Here is a 16996-nt window from a genome sequence, read left to right as displayed (position 1 = left end):
CGGGCGCCCCCGGTTCGGGGGCTCGGGAGACTTCGCGACGGGGGTGCGGCGGCGCTGTCAAATGGGGGCCGGATCGGTAAACTGGTGAAATTATCGCGGCGGACCTGCCACGGAGACTGCCGGCGCGACCGATCGGAACCACCCCGAGAAGGATCTTGGCCCCCGTGATCGAACTCCTGCTGCGCTCCCGCTACGTCGTCGGCTCGGTCGTTCTCGCGCTGCTGGCCTACCTGATCGTCTTCGGCGAGCACGTCGGCTACGAGCAGTCGATCAGCTCGTTCTTCGCCGAGGACGACCCGGCGATGCTGGTCTACCAGGACGCCGCCGGGACTTTCGGCGACGACAACTTCGTGTTCCTCGTCTACGACGACCCCGAGGTCGTCAGCGCGGCCGGGGTGGACCGGGTCGCCGAGCTGGCGGCGGCGGTCGCGCCCGAGGCGATCCCGGGCGTCTTGCGGATCGAGTCGCTCGACGCCATGCCGCTGGTCTGGGCGCTCGACGACGCGCTGCTGGCGCTCGACAAGCTCCCCGGCTTCGCGCGCAAGATGGCGATGGACGCGGCCCGGCGGGCGGTCGGCAACATCGACCTGAAGGCGAACGCCATGACCGTCGGCGGGGCCGTCCGCGCCGGCGACGCCGCGCGGCGGGCCGCCATCCGGGAGCGGCTGATCAAGAACCCGCTGTTCGTCGGCACGCTGATCGATTCGACCGCGACGACGACGGCGGTCGTCGCCCGACTGCGGAAGACCAGCGATCACGACGTGATCGAGACCGTGCGTCTGCTCCGCGAAAAGGCCGACGCCTTCGCCGCGCGGCATGGGATCGCCAGGCCGGCGGTGGTCGGCCCGCCGGTCCTGCTGGCCGACGGCTTCGCCTCCATCGAGATCGACGGCCGACGGCTGGCGGCGGTGGGGATGATCCTGATCGCGCTGGTGACGCTCTCGGCCGTGCGGAGCATCTGGTGGGCGATCGTGCCGATCCTCGCCGGCTGGACGGTCTGGCTGGCGACCGAGACGCTGCTGCACGCGTTCGGCGTCCGGCTCTCGCTCTCGGGGGGCCCGCTGGTGGCCCAGATCATCGTCCTGACGATGCCCGCGGCGAGCCATCTGGCGATCCACTTCCGCGACGACCGCCGCAAGCACCCCGCCCCCACCGCGGCGCGGCTCACCCTCCGCAGGGTCTGGACGCCGATCTTCTGGACGGCCGTGACGGGGGCCGTCGGCTACCTCGCGCTGGTGACCAGCGACGTGATGCCGATCCGGCAGTTCGGGGCGATCCTGGGCGCCTGCACGCTGACGGCCGCGGTGCTCGTCATGGCGCTCTCGCCGATCGCCATGCTGCCGCCGTTCCCGCTGGAGATCCCCGTCCGGGAAGGCTCGCGATCGCGGGTCTCCGGCGCGATGAACCGGCTGACCTTGCTGGTCCACCGCCGCCCGGCGTATGTCGTCGCGGCGATCGCCCTGGCCACGATCCCGCCCGCCTTCGGCATGTTCCGGCTGACGTATGAAACCAACTACATCAACCTGTTCAAGCCCCAGACGCGGGTCGTCCGGGACTACCAGGCCGTGGAGTCGAAGCTGGGGGGGATCGGCCTGGTCGAGATCGTCGCGCCGATCGAGTCGGACCTGGACCCGGAGGTCCTCGCCAAGCTCGACCGGGTCGGCGACGCGATCGCGGACCTGGAACCGGACCGGCCGGGGGCCGTGGCCCAGGTGCTCTCGCTGGCGACGGTCCTGGACCCCGACGGCCGGATCGCCGAGCTCGCCCCGGACGCCCGCGCCCGGGTCCTGGCCGACAAGCTGGAGCTGATCGCGGCCTCTCCCCAGGCGTCGCTCCTGCAAAGCTTCTGGAACCCGGAGGCGAAGCGGGCCCGGATCCTCGTTCGCCTGCTGGAGCAGCAGCCGGCCGCGACCAAGGCGTCGATCTTCCGACGGGCCGAGGACGCCGCCCGCGCCGAGTTCGGCCCGGGGTCGTTCCTGACCGGCCTGTCGTACCTGATGACCAAGACGACCGAGGGGGTGGTGGCGACGCAGTGGGGGACCTTCGCCTGGTCGGCATTCGGCATCCTGGCCATGCTCACGCTGGCCTTCCGCAGCCCCACCCTGGCCGTCCTGGCCCTGCTGCCGACCTTGCTCTCGGTGGCGCTGGTCCTGGGCCTGATGGGCTGGCTCTCGATCAAGCTGGACATCGCCACGGCGCTGGTCGCCAGCGTGGCCCTGGGGCTCTCGGTGGACGACACCTTCCACTGCCTGATCCAGTACCACAAGCTGCGCCGGACGCGGGGATTCCGCCGCAGCCTGTTCGCCAGCTATTCGGTCTCCGGGCCGGGCGTTCTGCTCTCCAGCCTGGCCGTGGCGGTCGGCTTCCTGGCCTTGCGGACGAGCGAGTTCGAGCCGTTCGTGAACTTCGGGACGATGGTGGCCGTCGCCACGGCCGGGAGCACGCTGGGGAACCTCCTCCTCCTGCCCGCCTGCCTCACGCTGTTCGAACGCCGCCGCCGGCTCCCCCCCGGAAGGACCACGCCCCCCGCCCCGGCCTCGCTCGCGGCGGCGAAACGCCCCGGCCTCCCCTTCCGCCGCCCCTCGGAGCGAGGGTAATCTCGGGAGCGGCCGTCGCGGAACCAGACGCGGCGGCCGGATGGCATCGGATCGAGCGAAAGGGGAATCGCATGAGCATGGGTGGACGAATCCGAGGTCTGCGGTCCGCGCTGGGGATCGCCCTGGGGCTGGCCTGCTGGTTCGATCACGTCGCCGCGAGGGGGGCCGACGTGCCCCCCGCCGACGTCGTGCTCCAGGGGGGCGTGCTGGTCGACGGCACGGGCGCCCCCCGGCGCAAGGCCGACGTGGCGATCAAATGGGACCGCGTGATCGCCGTGGGCGACCTCGCCGGCATGGCCCGCGCGCGGACCATCGACGCCTCCGGACTGGTCGTCGCCCCCGGCTTCATCGACCTCCACACCCATTCCGACGACGGCATCATCGGCGCGAAGGGACGGCTCAACCTCAACTACATCACCCAGGGCGTCACCACGATCGTCACCGGCAACTGCGGCTCGGGGCCGATCGACGTCCATGCGTACTTCGGCAGGATCTACGCCCTCGGCGCGGGCTCGAACGTCGTCCACCTGATCCCCCACGGCTCGCTGCGCCGCGCCGTGATGGGCGTCGAGGACCGCGAGCCGACCGCCGAGGAGATGACCAGGCTGAAGGACCTGGCGAGGAAGGCCCTGGACGACGGCGCGTGGGGGATGTCGACGGGCCTGATCTACGTCCCCAGCCGGTACGGCCGCACCGCCGAGCTGGTCGAGCTGGCGAAACTCGTCCATAGCTACGGCGGGATCTACGCCAGCCACATCCGCAATGAGGAGAGCGGCCTGCTCGACGCCGTCGACGAGGCCCTGGCGATCGGCGAACAGTCCGGCGCCCCGGTGCACATCTCCCACCTCAAGGCTAGCGGCCGGCGGAACTGGGGGAAGACCGCCGAGGCCCTGGCCAAGATCGCCGACGCCCGCGCAAAGGGCCGCGTCGCGACCGCAGACCAGTCCCCCTACGTCGCCTCCAGCACGTCGCTCGGCGCGATGGTCGTCCCCCACTGGGCCGTCCGCGTGAGCAAGGAGGAGTTCGCGAAGCTGGCCGACGACCCCGTGCAGGGCCCCAAACTTCGCGAGGAGATCCTCCGCTCGCTCGACGAGCGCATGGGGGGCGCGGCGATCCGACTGACGACCTACCCCCCCAGGCCCAGCCGCGTCGGCAAGGACCTGGCGACCATCGCCAAGGAGGAAGGGACGACGCCGCTGGAGATCGTCCTGGACGTCCAGCGCAACGGCGGCACGCAGGCGATCAACTTCAGCATGAGCGAGGACGAGGTCCGGGCCGTCATGCAGTCCGACTTCGTCGCCACGGCCTCCGACGGCGGAACCCGAGGCGAATTGAACGACGCCTCCCGCCCGCATCCCCGCTCGTTCGGCACCTTCCCCCGCAAGGTCCGATACGCCGAGGACGAGCACGTCATCACCCTTGAACACGCGATCCGCGCCAACTCCGGCCTCCCCGCCTCGATCCTGGGCCTGCGCGACCGAGGCGTCGTGAGGCCGGGCGCGTACGCCGACCTCGTCGTCTTCGACCCGAAGACCTTCCGCGACGCGGCGACGTTCGAGGACCCGCAGAAGTACGCCGAGGGCGCCCGCTTCGTCTTCGTCAACGGCCAGGCGGTCATCGCCGACGGCCAGCGGCCGGAATTCCCCGCCGCCGACCAGAGGCTCCCCGGCCGCGTCCTGCGTTTGAAGCACGACGGCCCGGCCGATCTGGTGCTCCTCCCCGGTCGGATCTGGACGGGCTACGCCGCGAACCCCTGGGCCGAGGGCCTCGCGGCGCGCGACGGCGAGATCGTCACCGTCGGCTCGCGCGACCAGGTCCTCGCCTGGAAGGGCCCGTCGACCCGCGTGATCGAGGCCCCCGGAACGCTCGCCACGCCCGGCCTGGTCGACGCCCACGGCCACATCGCGGCGCTCGGCGAGAGCCTGACCCAGCTCGACCTGCGGGGGGTGAAGTCGCTCGACGAGGTCTCGCGGAAGGTCAGGGAATACGCGGCGACGCTGCCGGCGGACGCCTGGGTCCTGGGGGCGAACTGGGACCAGAGCCTCTGGCCCGGCGGCGAGTTCCCCGACGCCTCCCCCCTCGACGCCGCCTCGCCCGACCGGCCGGTCTGGCTCTCGCGCGTCGACGGCCACGCGGGATGGGCCAACACCGAGGCCATGAAGCGGGCGAAGGTCGACGCGAGCACTCAGCCGCCCTCCGACGGCCAGATCCACCACCTCGCCGACGGTCGGCCTTCGGGCGTCTTCATCGACGGCGCGATGGGCCTGGTCGGCCGCGTCGTCCCGGCCGCCTCGCGCGAAGACGTTCGCAAACGAATCCTCGCGGCCCAGGATCGCATCCTCTCCCTCGGCCTGACCGGCGTCCACGACGCGGGGGTCTCCCGGCGCGAGGAAGAGGTCTTCCGCGAGCTGGACGAGGAAGGCTCGCTCAAACTCCGGGTCTACGCGATGGCCTCGCCCCCTGCGGGCGGGGAGGCCGTGTTCGTGAGCCAGGCCCCGCCGCCCGCCGGGAACCGCTTCGAGATGCGGGCGATCAAGCTGTTCATCGACGGCGCGATGGGCTCGCGCGGGGCGCTCCTGTTCGAGCCCTACGCCGACGACCCGCACAACAAGGGGCTCCTCCTCATCGACCCCAGGACGCTGGAGCAGACGACCGTCGCCGCCCTCAAGAACGGCTGGCAGGTGGCCGTCCACGCCATCGGCGACCGGGGGAACGCCCTGGTGCTCGACGCCTTCGACGCCGCGCGGAAGGCCGTCCCGGAGGCGGCCGATCCCAGGCTTCGGATCGAGCACGCGCAGGTGGTCCGCAAGGAAGACGTCCCCCGCTTCGCCGAACTCGGGGTGATCGCCTCGATGCAGCCCTCGCACGCCAGCACCGACAAGCGCTGGGCCGACGCCCGCCTCGGCCCCGGCCGCGTCGACGGCGCCTACGCCTGGCGATGGTTCCTCGACGCCAGGGTCCGGCTCGCCTTCGGCAGCGATTTCCCCGTCGAGATCGTCGACCCGCAATGGGGCCTCTTCGCCGCCCTCACCCGCCAGGACGCCGAGGGCCGTCCCGAAGGGGGTTGGCACCCCGACCAGCGCATGAGCCTCGAAGAGACCCTCCGGGCCTTCACCGCCGGCGCCGCCCACGCCGCCTTCGCCGAAGGCCGCCTCGGCGTCCTCAGGCTCGGCCTCCGCGCCGACGTCACGGTCTTCGACCGCGACCTCTTCCAGGTCCCGCCCCCCGACGTCCTCTCGGCCAGGGTACGCTACACCATCATCGACGGATCCGTCGCCTTTGAAGCGACCGGACCGTGAGCGCCTGATTCCGACCCTTAACGTCCTTCCCCCCTGGCGGGAGAAGGTGGCCCGAAGGGCCGGATGAGGGGGGGGCGAGCATGGAAACCGCCGGCGTTTCGTGCGGCCGGGCTGCGAATCCCGACGGCGCTTATGCTCGCCCCCCCTCATCTGACCGCTTCGCGGTCTGTCTTCCCCCGCGAGGGGGGAAGACCGTTTACAAGGGGACGACGAGCACGAGCGCCGTCGGCGTCTTGCGTTCGTCCGCGATGTCGATCAGGGCCGGGACGCCGCGCTGTCGCGTCGACGAGACGAGGCCGACCGCCGGGGCTCCCGGCGGCCGGTCGTTCTCGGATCGTCACCGCGTCAGCTTGTCGTAGCCGGGGGTGACCTGCTTGATGTTGGGGGCGACGTCGGCGTCGGCGAGGCCGGTGGACCAGGCGAGGGCGCCGAGGAGGAGGGACTGGTAGTTGGGGTTGGTCCAGACGTCCTCGCGGTGGCCCATCGAGGTGTAGAAGACGCGGCCGTCACCGTACTTGCGGGCCCAGGTGGCCGGGAAATCGGGGCGGTTGTACATGTGGCCGTCCATGCCCTCGGTCTTCTGCACGAGGATCACGTGCAGGTCGTCGGGCTGGTTCTTGAGGGCGTACCACTCGTCGTTGATCTGGAACGAAGACGCCTTGCCGAAGCCGTCGGCCAGGCCGGGGAACTTGGGGTCGACGACTTCCAGGGTCGCGACCTGCTGGGGGCCGTGCGAGACGAACTCGCCGCCGATCATCTGGATGAACGGATCCTCGGCCCCCTTGTTCCTCGCCCCGTGGTGGCCGAAGGTGTCGGTGGCGCTGTGCATGCCGATGAAGCCCTTGCCCTTGCGGATGGCGTCGTAGAGGGCCTTCTCGCCGTCGGCCGAGAGCGGGGGGGACTTGTCGGTCCCGGGGGTGGTGAGGTCGCCGGTGGTGTAGAAGACGAAGCCGTCCCACTCGCCGATCTTGTCGGGCTCGAAGAGGCGGCCGTCCTTGGAGGCGACGACCTCGAAGCCGTGCTCCTTGCCGATCTCGGTCAGGATCTTCTCGGCGTGCGCCGGGGTGCCGTCCTGCCGGGTGACGACCGAGTGCGGGAAGCCCGAACTCTTGGTGAAGAAGAGGACCTTCTTGGGGGCCCGGGCCGTCGCCCCGACGGACCGCGAGAGGACGCCCGCGCCCAGCCAGGCGGCGCCGGCGCCGGCCAGGAGCAGTTCGCGGCGGTTCAGGTTTCGGGACATGATAGGGTTCTCCTTCGGGCGAGAGGGATGGCGAGCGAGGCGGGCCCGGCCCGACCTCGCGTTCCGACGCTTCCTTGTACTACGCCCCGGATGCGGAAGGAACCCGGCGCCGGTCGAAGTGCCCAGGCGTCCACCGGGGGATGGCTTTCCGCTTGCAAGCGGCCGGGGGTCGGAGTAATCTCCAGGGGAATTTCGGTCCCCTGCGGATTTTGACTCAAGATCCCGGGCGACGACCCTCTACACCGCACGGACGCTGACGCCTCGCTCAGGTGTCCGGCCCTCGGCCCGGAGACACTTCCAGGATGTCCCAGCTCACAGCGCCACCGGAGGCCGCGGGAAGCGCCACGCTCTCCCGGCTCTCGGTCTCGATCCGCGGCAAGCTCCAGTTCATGGACTATCTGGTCCGGGCCGCCGTCGCCGACGTCGAGCGGTTCCAGGACGAGCCGGACCCCGGCACCCGCATCTTCATCAAGCAGCTCGTCGAGATGCACACGGCCAACCTCCGCCAGGAGAGCCAGCACATGCAGGCCATCGGCGAGCTGTGCGACCTGCTCGACGCCCAGGTCCAGTCGCCCGAGCCTGGCTTCCCGGCCGGAGACCCCTCATGAGCACCTCGGCCGAGAACGGCGTCCCGACGCTGCACGAGTTTCACGACGGCGACGGCCACGCGGAGCACGTCGAGGACGCCGCGTCGCCTCGCGAGCTGATCTCCCCCGACCTGCGGAAGTACCTGGCCGAGATCAAGGGCCAGGCCCAGTTCCTCCTGTATCTGGCCGACCAGATCGAGGAATCCCTGGACCAGCTCGTCCAGGAAGGCGACCCCTGCCACGGGGCCTTCCTCTGCAAGGTGCTGGGGATGTACTCCGCCCAGCTTGAGACCAAGCACCAGGGGCTGGGCGAGAAGATCGCCGAGACCTGCCAGGAAGTTTACGTCACCGTCCGCGAACGCGAACACGGTTGACGAAGGCCGGGCCGGGCCAGGTCGAGCTGGTCCGGGCCGAGGAGGGAGAAGCAGGCGCCGCCTCCATTGCGTCGTCCTTCCGCGACTCGCGTCGCGTCGGGGCCGACGCCGCCGTACGTCTCGCCTCCCCCGGGAAGGGGGGCGAGTGGGAGCACCGCGTTGAGCGTCGACGACGCCTGCTCATCCGAGATTACCAAGCACGACGCGTGGCTTTGGCTCGCGCCTCGCTCGGTCGTTATGAAAGCCATCGGCCCCCGTCGACCGCTTTCATCAATCGTTCCGTCCGAAAATCGAGGGCCGGTTCTCTGGCCTGGGCCGGATGCGAGGGGGCCGGACCCGCGGCTCCCCGCCGATCGCCGGGCGAGGCCGAAGCCTCTCGCCGTCGCGACGCATCGCGGTCCAGCCCCCCACCGGGGAGGCGGCCCGCAGCGATAAAAGAGGGGCCGAAGAGCACAAAAGCCGCGCCTCCTCGATTCGTCCGCGTCGACGATCCCCTTCGCCCGATGGGATTAGGGCGAACTTATCCCGGCGTAACGGTGGTTTAACCTTCAAGCCGTATCCTTCCTCAACGTCGGGCGGGGCCCCTTGCGGCCGCCATCGAAGCGTGACGAGAGGGAGGATGAAACATGGCGATCAATGCGTTCACGATCCTGTTCCTTCCGGCCTGTCTGGCCGTCGCCGTGGGCACGATGCTCGGACTCGGCCTCGGCCAATTGATCCAGGGCTTCGACCGGACGATCCTCGGCGGGAAGGCCCCCGCGCCGGGGCGGGACGTGGCGGAGCCCCGGCCGCGTCCCAGGCCCCGGGACGAGGCGTCGCGACGCGACGAACCGGCCGGGATCGCGCTCGCCGTCAGGCCGACCGGATGCGAGCGTCGCGACGAGATGGGCTTCCTGGTCGGCCCGTCGACGTTCGCGGTCTCGCCGGCCCGCTGGATGTAACGGGCGCGACGGGTACAATTCCCAGAGAGCGTCCCCGCATCCCAGCCCGGCCGAGGCGATCGGAATCACGACATGGGCATACGCATCCTGGTGGTCGAGGACGACGAGTTGATCGCGGGCTCGGTGGTCCGCGGCCTCCGTGAAGAGGGGTTCAGCGTCGAGCACGAGGCCGACGGCGAGGCCGCGTGGCACGCGATCCAGGCGGGGGGGTGGGACGCGGTGGTCCTCGACTGGTGGCTGCCGTCGCAGGACGGCCTGTCCATCCTCCGCCGGCTCCGCGCGCGCGACCGCGATACGCCCGTGCTGTTCTTGACCGCCCGCGACTCGGTTCCGGACCGGGTCAAGGGGCTCAACGGCGGGGCCGACGACTACCTGTGCAAGCCCTTCGCCTTCGACGAGCTGCTGGCGCGGGTGCACGCCCTGATCCGTCGCGGCGAGGGGAGAGGGGGAACGCGCCTGGGCCATGCCGACGTCGAGATCGACCTCGCCACCCAGCGGGTCTCGCGGGCCGGCAAGGGGATCGACCTGACGGCCAAGGAGTACGCCCTGCTCGTCTACTTCGTGCGGAACCCCGAGCAGGTCCTCTCGCGGACGAGAATCTATGAGCACGTCTGGGACGAGCGGTACGACGGCCTCTCGAACACGCTGGAGGTCCACGTCTTCGAGCTTCGCCGCAAGCTGGAGGCCCACGGCGATCGGCTGATCCACACGCTCCGGGGCCGGGGCTACTCGTTCGGGAGTCCCCCTGGATCGGCGCCGGGGGCCGGCGAATGAGCCTCGCCAATCGGCTGCTGATGTTCTTCCTGGGGACCCTCGGCGTCGTCTTGCTGGGGTTCTCGGCGACGATGTACGCGCTCGGTTGGTCGTATCTGCATCGCCGGGTCGACGACCACCTGGTGAAGTCGCTCACGGCGCTGGAGTCGTCGGTGCACGTCGAAGCCGACGGCCTGGAATGGAAGCCGGAGGAGCGGCGGATCACCATCGGGCTCGACCCGTCCCCGGAACAGGTCCGTTGGAAGGTCCAGGACGCGCGGGGCCGGGTCCTGGACCGCTCGGCGAACTGGGAGGCCGGGCCGTCGCCGCCGGTCTCCGAGCCCGGCGCGCTCGCCGGGGCGAAGGCCGACGTCACGATCCTGGAAGACTCCCCGGTCTGGCGGATCGGCCGTCGCCGGCTCCTCCTCGCGACCATGATCCGGCAGGGGCGCGGGGACCAGACGCCGATCCCCCACGACCGCGACCCAGACGACGACGAGTACGACGAGATGATCCTGACCGCGGCGCTCGTGCGGGCGCCGGTCGACGCGAGCATCGCCCGGCTGGGGGTGGCGCTCGCCGTCGCCTCGACGTCGACCTGGCTCCTCTGCGCCGCGCTGGGGGGGTGGCTCTGCCGTCGCGCCCTGGCCCCGATCGCGAGGTTGGCGGCGGCGGCCCGCGAGAAGGCGGCGGCCGACGACCAGGACGGCCTGCCGACCCCCGAGACGGGCGACGAGCTGGAGGAGCTCGGCCGGGCCTTCAACGCCCTCCTCGAACGTCGCCGAGAGGCGCTGGAGCGCCAGCGGCGGTTCACCGGCGACGCCTCGCACCAGCTTCGCACCCCGATCGCCGGCGTGCTGAGCCTCGTGGACGTGGTCCGTCGCCGCCCCCGCCCCTCCGAGGATTACGAGCAAGCCCTGGATCAGATCCGCCGCGAGGCCCTCCGCCTGCATCGGATCGTCGAGTCGCTCCTGTTCCTGGCCCGCGCCGAATCCGATGCGGAGCCGCTTCGCGAGGAGCCGATCGACCTGGCGGCCTGGGTCCCGGAGCTGCTCCGGAGCTGGGAAGGCCGGCCCCGGGCGTCGGACCTCCAGCTGACGTGCGAATCGCCGTCCGTCTGGGCCCGAGCCCACCCCCCGCTGCTGGCGCAGGCCGTCGAGAACCTGGTCGACAACGCCCTGAAATACAGCGAGGCCGGCTCCCTCGTCACGGTCGAGGTCCGCCGCGAGCCGGGGACCGCCGTGCTCTCGGTCGCGGATCGCGGCTGCGGCCTGACCGCCGACGAGCGAATCTCGGCGTTCGAGCCCTTCTACCAGTCCCCCCGCGCCCGACTGCTGGGCCGGGGCGGCGTCGGCCTGGGCCTCTCGGTCGTCCAGCGGATCGTCCGGGCCTCCCACGGCAGTCTCGGCGTGGAGAGCGTCCCCGGCGCGGGCTCCCGCTTCACCATCCGCCTGCCCGAGGCGGAAACCTCCCGGATCGACGATTTCGATCCTTCCCTCCCAAACGCCTGACACCGGTGCCGGCCCATCAGGAGGCGACGCTCGTCCTGGGAGCCCCCAGGCGATCCGCCAGGCCGGGGAATCTCGCCTTGAAGCGTTCCCGGGCCGGGCCGTCGGAAGGGATCCGGAGGGCGTTGTAGAACGAAGCTCGGCGGGCGGATTGATCGATCCGGCGGCGCGGCCCCATCCTCCTGAACGCAACCCCGGAATCGGGCGCATGATCCAGGATAGGGCGAAGTGCGCGCGGAGGCCGGTCGGGAAGCCCGGAGCGGCCCGAGGAAGTGAGTCGAAACGCACCACGAAAATCGCCGAACGAAGCCAATTCGAGCCCGACGACTTATCGCTCAAAGGCTTTGATCGGCAGCATTTGCGATGTTTTTAACCAGCCTCGCCCCGGTGAAAACGAAGCCAAATCAGAGGGCCGACGGGGCGTGGCCGTTGAGCTGGGAGTCGACGGCGATTTGATCGGGGGTCTCTTCGAGAAAGACGCCGATCTTGCGGTACTTGGCGTAACGTCGGTCGAGCAGCTCGTCCTTGGGGACGGTGGCCAGTCGGCGGAGGTTGCGGAGGAGGAACTGCTTGAGCGAGGTGGACATTTCGGGGTGGTCGCGGTGGGCGCCGCCGAGGGGCTCCGGCACGATCTCGTCGACGATGCCGAAGCGGAGCAGGTCGCGGCTGGTGAACTTGAGGGCCGCGGCGGCCTTCGGGGCGTGTTCGGCCCCCTTCCAGAGGATCGTGGCGCAGCCTTCGGGGCTGATGACGGAGTAGTATGTGTGCTCCAGCATCCCCAGGTGGTCGCCGATGCCGATGCCGAGCGCGCCGCCGGAGCCCCCCTCGCCGATCACGACGCAGACGATCGGGGTGGCGACGCCGGACATCTCCATCAGGTTCTCGGCGATGATCGCGGCCTGCCCGCGCTCCTCGGCCGAGATCCCCGGATAGGCGCCGGGGGTGTCGATGAAGGTCACGATCGGCAGGCCGAACTTCTCGGCGAACCGCATCTTCAACAGCGCCTTGCGGTAGCCCTCGGGGTGGGCGCAGCCGAAGTGGCAGGCGGTCCGCTCGGCCAGGTTCTTCCCCTTCTGGTGGCCGATGAACATCACCTTCATATCGTCGAGGTAGCCCAACCCGGTGACGATGGCCTGGTCGTCGCCGATGGCGCGGTCGCCGTGGAGTTCCAGGAACTGGTCGAAGATGAGGTCGATGTAGTCGCGGGTCTGGGGCCTCTGGGGGTGCCGCGAGACCTGCACCGTCTGCCAGGGGTCGAGCTGGGAGTAGATCTCGCGCTTGAGGGCCGCCAACTCGCGGCGGAGGCGACGGATCTGCTCGCCGATCTTCGAGTTGTCGCCGCCGGCGCGGTTCTTGGCGTACTGCGCCTCCATGTCGCCGAGCCGCTGCTCCATCTCGTAGATGGGGGCCTCGAAGGGGAGTCGCTGTTCGTGGGCGCTGCGCATGGGACGCTGGATCCTCGAAAACGGGCGGACGCGGGGCGGGGCCGGCCGGGCTCAGGCGAAGGGCCCGTCCCGATTATCGGCGCGAGGGTCGGGGTCGTTCCGGGAAATCCGGACATTCCGGAAGATCGCCAGGAACTCCTGGAGGCTGGCGAACCGATCCTCGGGCCGCTTCTGGAGCATCCGCAGGACGGCTTCGTTGAACTCGGGCGTGATCTGGTCGTCTCGCGAGATCAGCGAGAGGGGCTTCTCCCGCAGGTGCTTGTTCAGCAGCTCCTGCTGGGACCCGGCCCGGAACGGCGGACGGCCGCAGGCCAGTTCGTAGCAGGTGGCGCCGAAGCTGTAGATGTCGGCCGTGGGGGCGGGGGACTCGCAGCGGATCTGCTCCGGGGCCATGTAGGTGCCGGTCCCCTGTCGGGGGACCTTGCCGGCGAACAGCCGGGCCAGCCCGGTGCGGGTCCGCATGGCGATCGTGTAGTCGATCACCCGGGTCTCGCCCCCCCGGTCGGCCAGGATGTTCTCGGGCTTGACGTCGCGATGCACCCACCCCTTCTCGTGCATGAACGCCAGCCCCGAGGCCGCCTGGCGGATGATCTTGTGCAGGTGCTCCCTGGGCATCGGGTATACGGTCGGCCGCGAGAGCGGGAGCTTGAGGTTGAGCCCCGGGAAGTACTCCATCACGAAGTAGGGCTGCTCGCGGTCGTTGACGAATTCGTGGACCCGGATCAGGTTCGGGTGCCGCAGCTCCAGGCCGAGCTTGGCCTCGAAGGCGAACTTCCGGCGTTCCGAGGCGTCGTCGCAGCGTGAGGCCGCCAGTTGCTTGACGACGTACCGCCGGTGCGTGGTTTCGTCGACCACCTCCATGACGACGGAGGTGACGCCCGCATGGATCACCCGGACGACGCGATAGGCGCCGATTCGATCTTCCGCGCTGGCCGCGCCGCCGCTCGTCGCCAAACCCAAGCCCCCTCACGGATGCGGTTGCGCCGATCCTTCGGGCCCGCAGCCTCGTTTTCGGCGAAATCCTGGAATCCCGGACGATCGACGCCATCCTACCGAAAACCGCCGCTCTCGACAACGCGTCCACCCTCCCGCGACGCTCTCCCGGCTCGGCATTCAAGAGTGGAGGCGGGCCGGGTCGATCATGAAAGAACGGGAAGATCGCCGTGCGGCCCGTGCGCCGGCGGCCCCGACGAGTCGAAGCGGCCCCCCGGCCGCCGAAGCCAGGATGTCGGGGACCGGTCGGGCGACCTCCGCGTCGCTCGAAGGAGCCAACCAAGGAGTCGGTCGAATATGGAGCGGAATCGGCACAACGCCCCGCAGGGAAGCGCCCCGGAACCTCGGCCCGGCTCGGGCCCCGGCTCATGGGACGCCGCCGTCGCCAGCCGTCGCGCGGCCCTCGAATCGCTCGGCTCGACCCTCCTGGACGCCTCGGGCTCCGCCCCGGTCCTGCTGCTCACCGGAGAAGCCGGCGCGGGCAAGACCTGGGTCCGGGGGCGGCTCGTCGAGCGGCTCCCCGAAGGCTGGCGGGCCGCCGTGGTCGAGGTTTCCCCGACGCTCGACGCGGTCGATTTCCTGACGCTCGCGGCCGCCAGGCTCGGCGCGGCCCCCGCCGCCGACCGACCGGCCACGCTCCGGCTGGCCGTCGCCGAGGCCCTGGAGGACGACGCCGACGAAGGACGGGCCTGGCTGCTGGTCGTCGAGCACGCGCAGCACGCCGCGCCCGAGGTCTGGGCCGAGATCGAGGCCCTGTGCGACGGCCTCGGCGCGTCGGGGGGATTCGCGGCCGTCGTCCTCGTCGGTCGGACCGAGCTGGCGCGCCGGCTGGCCTCGCGGTCGCTCCGGGCCTTCGCCACTCGGCTGACGAGGCACGCCCACCTCCCCCCGCTGGACGTGGAGGAGGCGGCCCGGCTCCTGGTCGGCGTCGACGAGCACGAAGTGGAGCGGCTGCATCGCGACGCGGCCGGGAACGCGCGTCGGCTGCTGGCCCTGGCCGGCGATCGATCCGCGCGGCGATCCGCCGTCCCGACGACGCCTCGCGAGGCCCCTCCCCGGCCCTCCCCCGCGCCGAGGCCCCGCCCCCGACGCCGGCCCTGGCCCCCGCGCCCCGGTCGAGCGGCCCGTGGAAGTCGCCGCCGATCCCGTCGTCTGGAGCCGGCCGTCGGCCCGGCGCGAGGTCGTCGAGGCCCCGCCGGAGGTCGAATCGCGGCCCGTCCAGGCTCCCTTGCTCCCCAGCCGGCCCCCGCTCCGCGTCGAGGACGGCCTGATCGAGGTGGGCTGGGGCGGCAGCCTGGAAGCCGAGGAGTCCGCCGCGTTCGAGACCTCGGCCGAGCCCCCCCGGCCGACGGTGAACTCGTCGAGGACCACTACGCCGCCCTCCAGGCCTGGTCCGAATGGGCGCGCAACCGCGACCAACTGACCCGAGGAGCCGAGCCCGCGACCGACGACGGCGATGACGAGGAGGCCGAAGTCGAAATCGAGAGCCGGACGGAACCCGTCGAGGAACTCGCGGCCGTCGAGGCCGACGCCGACGCTCGGGATGAGAACGAGGTCGACGCCGAGGAGGACGAGGAGCCGCTGATGACCGGCGACCTTCGCGCCGAGCTCCGGCACGAGCACGCCCCGTACAGCCAGCTATTCACCAAGCTCCGGCAATCGAGCTGAGCGAGGCCGACGACCTCCCGGCTCGCCCCCCTCATCGCCTCTGATGGGGGGGGGCTGGGACCGAGACGCCGGTTTCTCAGCGGAGATAGAGCGGGCGTTCGACGACGAGACCGGGCTCGACCTTGGCCCTCAGGTCGTGGGCGGCAAGGGCGAAGAGCGGGCTGATCTCGATGGCGAAGGGGACGGAGCCGTCGGGGCGGCGGGGGACGACGACGCCGGCCTGTTCGAGCCAGCCGCCGAACAGGTCGCTCATCCGCTGGTGGACGGTGGCCGGGGAGTCCGGGCCGACGGCGTTCTTCAGGGGCTCGAACTCGACGGCCCGATCGGTCTCGACGATCACGAACCGCTCGGCGGCCGGCAGGGCGTCGAAGATGAACTGCTCGAACTTGACCGCGTTGGGCTCGGCCGGCTGGACCGTCTCGCCGGTCGGCAGGACGTACGGGACCTTCTTGACGGCCCGGTGGAACGGCAGCCGCAGGCCCCCGACCAACCGCTCGATGAACGAGCGTTCGAAGGCGTGGATGGCGATGCTGCCGGCCCAGTAGGCGAGCTGGCCTTCCTCGCCGCGCTTCTCGGCGAGGGAACGCGGCAGGTCGGAGTATTCGATGACCTGGGGGCGGCCGTCGACCAGGACGACGACGCCGACCTTCTCGTCGGGGGTCATCTTCTCGACGACCTTGAACGACATCTCGGCCTGGCCCTGGCGATGGAGGCCGATGAAGGTCGGGTCGGCGATCTCGACCATGGGGTTGTCGACCTGGAAGTAGAACAGGGTCTGCACGCCCCGTTCGCCCATCTCGGCGAGGCAGCTCGGCTCGCACCCGGCGTCGCCGGGCCCGGCCAGGGCCGCGAGGGTGCCGCCGTGGCCGTCGGGGCTCATGGCGAGCCGGTCGCGGGCGGCGAGCAGGATCTTGCCCGTCTTCAGGTCGACGGCCGGCATCCGGCCCTGGATGAAGAACCGGACGTGATCCAGGCCGAACCGGCCGTTCCGCTCGAAGAACTCGACGGTCGCGTCGTGGTTCTCGGGGCTGGTCATCACGTACAGCGGCGGCTGCTTGCCGTAGCGGCTTCCCAGGGCGACGAGCTTCTCGGCGTGGATCTGGAAGAGGCTCGCGGAGGAGACCGGGCCGATGGGGAACGTCCCCTTGGGGCCGGGGAAGCCCAGCCGCGTGCCCGAACCGCCCGCGACCAGCACGACGCCCACCTCGCCGGCGGCGAGCGCCTCCTCGCCGGCGTCGGTCGCCCGCCGACGCGCCGTCCGCTCGCCGTCGGTCTGGGGAAGGCGGACGACGTCGATGGGATGGACGCGCTCGGCCGGGATCTCCGGCTCCTCGACGGCGCCGCGCACCAGGCCGGCGATCAGTCTGTCGAGCTGGTCGAAGTCGATCGATGCAATTTCTTTGGCGAGGAGGTCGCGCCCGGCCTCATCCAGCTCGTCCCAGAACTGCAGCAGATGCTCCTGTCCGTGGCACCCCAGCCGCTCCGCCAGTTCCTGCTTCGACTCCATCTCCATCGCGTGCCATGCTCCTGATTGATCGCTTGCGCGGCGCTCCTCGCGGTCGCGTCGTCGACGCGCCCGGTGCGGTTCGAT

General features: G+C 70.9%; 12 protein-coding genes. 8 read left to right on the top strand and 4 right to left on the bottom strand.

Features of this window, described 5'->3' with window-relative positions:
• The first annotated feature begins 164 nt into the window (after positions 1–164).
• Positions 165–2597 (top strand): efflux RND transporter permease subunit, encoded by a 2433-nt coding sequence (locus tag VT85_RS12635; RefSeq protein ID WP_197490629.1) that lies wholly within the window; start codon positions 165–167, stop codon positions 2595–2597.
• Positions 2598–2674: 77 nt separating this feature from the next.
• The gene (locus VT85_RS26760) at positions 2675–5896 is read left to right on the top strand and encodes an amidohydrolase family protein (protein ID WP_082858569.1); all 3222 of its coding nucleotides are present in this window, start codon (positions 2675–2677) and stop codon (positions 5894–5896) included.
• Between the two features lie 337 nt (positions 5897–6233).
• On the opposite strand, the gene VT85_RS12625 is transcribed toward VT85_RS26760, so the two are convergent.
• Positions 6234–7136: a ThuA domain-containing protein gene (locus VT85_RS12625; protein WP_068415527.1), complete on the bottom strand. Its 903-nt coding sequence runs from the start codon at positions 7134–7136 to the stop codon at positions 6234–6236.
• A 302-nt stretch (positions 7137–7438) separates the two neighbouring features.
• Here VT85_RS12625 and VT85_RS12620 point away from each other — a divergent pair, with 302 nt between their 5' ends.
• The 5 genes from VT85_RS12620 (at position 7439) to VT85_RS12600 (ending at position 11302) form a co-directional block, all read left to right on the top strand.
• Positions 7439–7744 carry a hypothetical protein gene (locus VT85_RS12620; RefSeq protein ID WP_068415524.1) on the top strand — a complete coding sequence of 102 codons (306 nt, stop codon included), beginning with the start codon at positions 7439–7441 and terminating at the stop codon, positions 7742–7744.
• Complete coding sequence (locus VT85_RS12615; RefSeq protein ID WP_197491246.1) at positions 7741–8097, top strand: hypothetical protein; 357 nt, start codon at positions 7741–7743, stop codon at positions 8095–8097. Before VT85_RS12620 ends, VT85_RS12615 begins: the two co-directional genes overlap by 4 nt.
• A gap of 626 nt (positions 8098–8723) precedes the next feature.
• Positions 8724–9038, top strand: a complete 315-nt coding sequence (locus tag VT85_RS12610) for a hypothetical protein (protein WP_068415522.1) — start codon at positions 8724–8726, stop codon at positions 9036–9038.
• A gap of 72 nt (positions 9039–9110) precedes the next feature.
• A complete protein-coding gene (locus VT85_RS12605) occupies positions 9111–9812 on the top strand; it encodes a response regulator transcription factor (protein ID WP_068415515.1) in 702 nt (233 codons plus the stop codon).
• Positions 9809–11302: a sensor histidine kinase gene (locus VT85_RS12600; protein ID WP_068415513.1), complete on the top strand. Its 1494-nt coding sequence runs from the start codon at positions 9809–9811 to the stop codon at positions 11300–11302. The genes VT85_RS12605 and VT85_RS12600 overlap by 4 nt, the downstream gene beginning before the upstream one ends.
• 401 nt (positions 11303–11703) lie before the next feature.
• Here the strand turns inward: VT85_RS12600 and VT85_RS12595 are convergent, their stop codons facing one another.
• Together VT85_RS12595 and VT85_RS12590 are read right to left on the bottom strand one after the other, a co-directional pair.
• Positions 11704–12744: an acetyl-CoA carboxylase carboxyltransferase subunit alpha gene (locus VT85_RS12595; protein WP_068415511.1), complete on the bottom strand. Its 1041-nt coding sequence runs from the start codon at positions 12742–12744 to the stop codon at positions 11704–11706.
• A gap of 51 nt (positions 12745–12795) precedes the next feature.
• Entirely contained in the window at positions 12796–13698 is a 903-nt protein-coding gene (locus VT85_RS12590; protein ID WP_068415509.1) for a serine/threonine protein kinase, read from the bottom strand.
• 336 nt (positions 13699–14034) lie between these two features.
• Between VT85_RS12590 and VT85_RS12585 the strand changes: the two genes are divergently transcribed.
• Positions 14035–15405 carry an ATP-binding protein gene (locus VT85_RS12585; RefSeq protein ID WP_068415507.1) on the top strand — a complete coding sequence of 457 codons (1371 nt, stop codon included), beginning with the start codon at positions 14035–14037 and terminating at the stop codon, positions 15403–15405.
• 76 nt (positions 15406–15481) lie between these two features.
• On the opposite strand, the gene VT85_RS12580 is transcribed toward VT85_RS12585, so the two are convergent.
• Positions 15482–16918 carry a UTP--glucose-1-phosphate uridylyltransferase gene (locus VT85_RS12580; RefSeq protein WP_197491245.1) on the bottom strand — a complete coding sequence of 479 codons (1437 nt, stop codon included), beginning with the start codon at positions 16916–16918 and terminating at the stop codon, positions 15482–15484.
• Positions 16919–16996: the final 78 nt, after the last annotated feature.

It is taken from the genome of Planctomyces sp. SH-PL62 (assembly GCF_001610895.1).
In the GTDB taxonomy this organism is placed as follows: domain Bacteria; phylum Planctomycetota; class Planctomycetia; order Isosphaerales; family Isosphaeraceae; genus Paludisphaera.
Note: the sequence above shows the minus strand (reverse complement) of the source record. Positions and strands in the feature narration are given on the sequence as shown.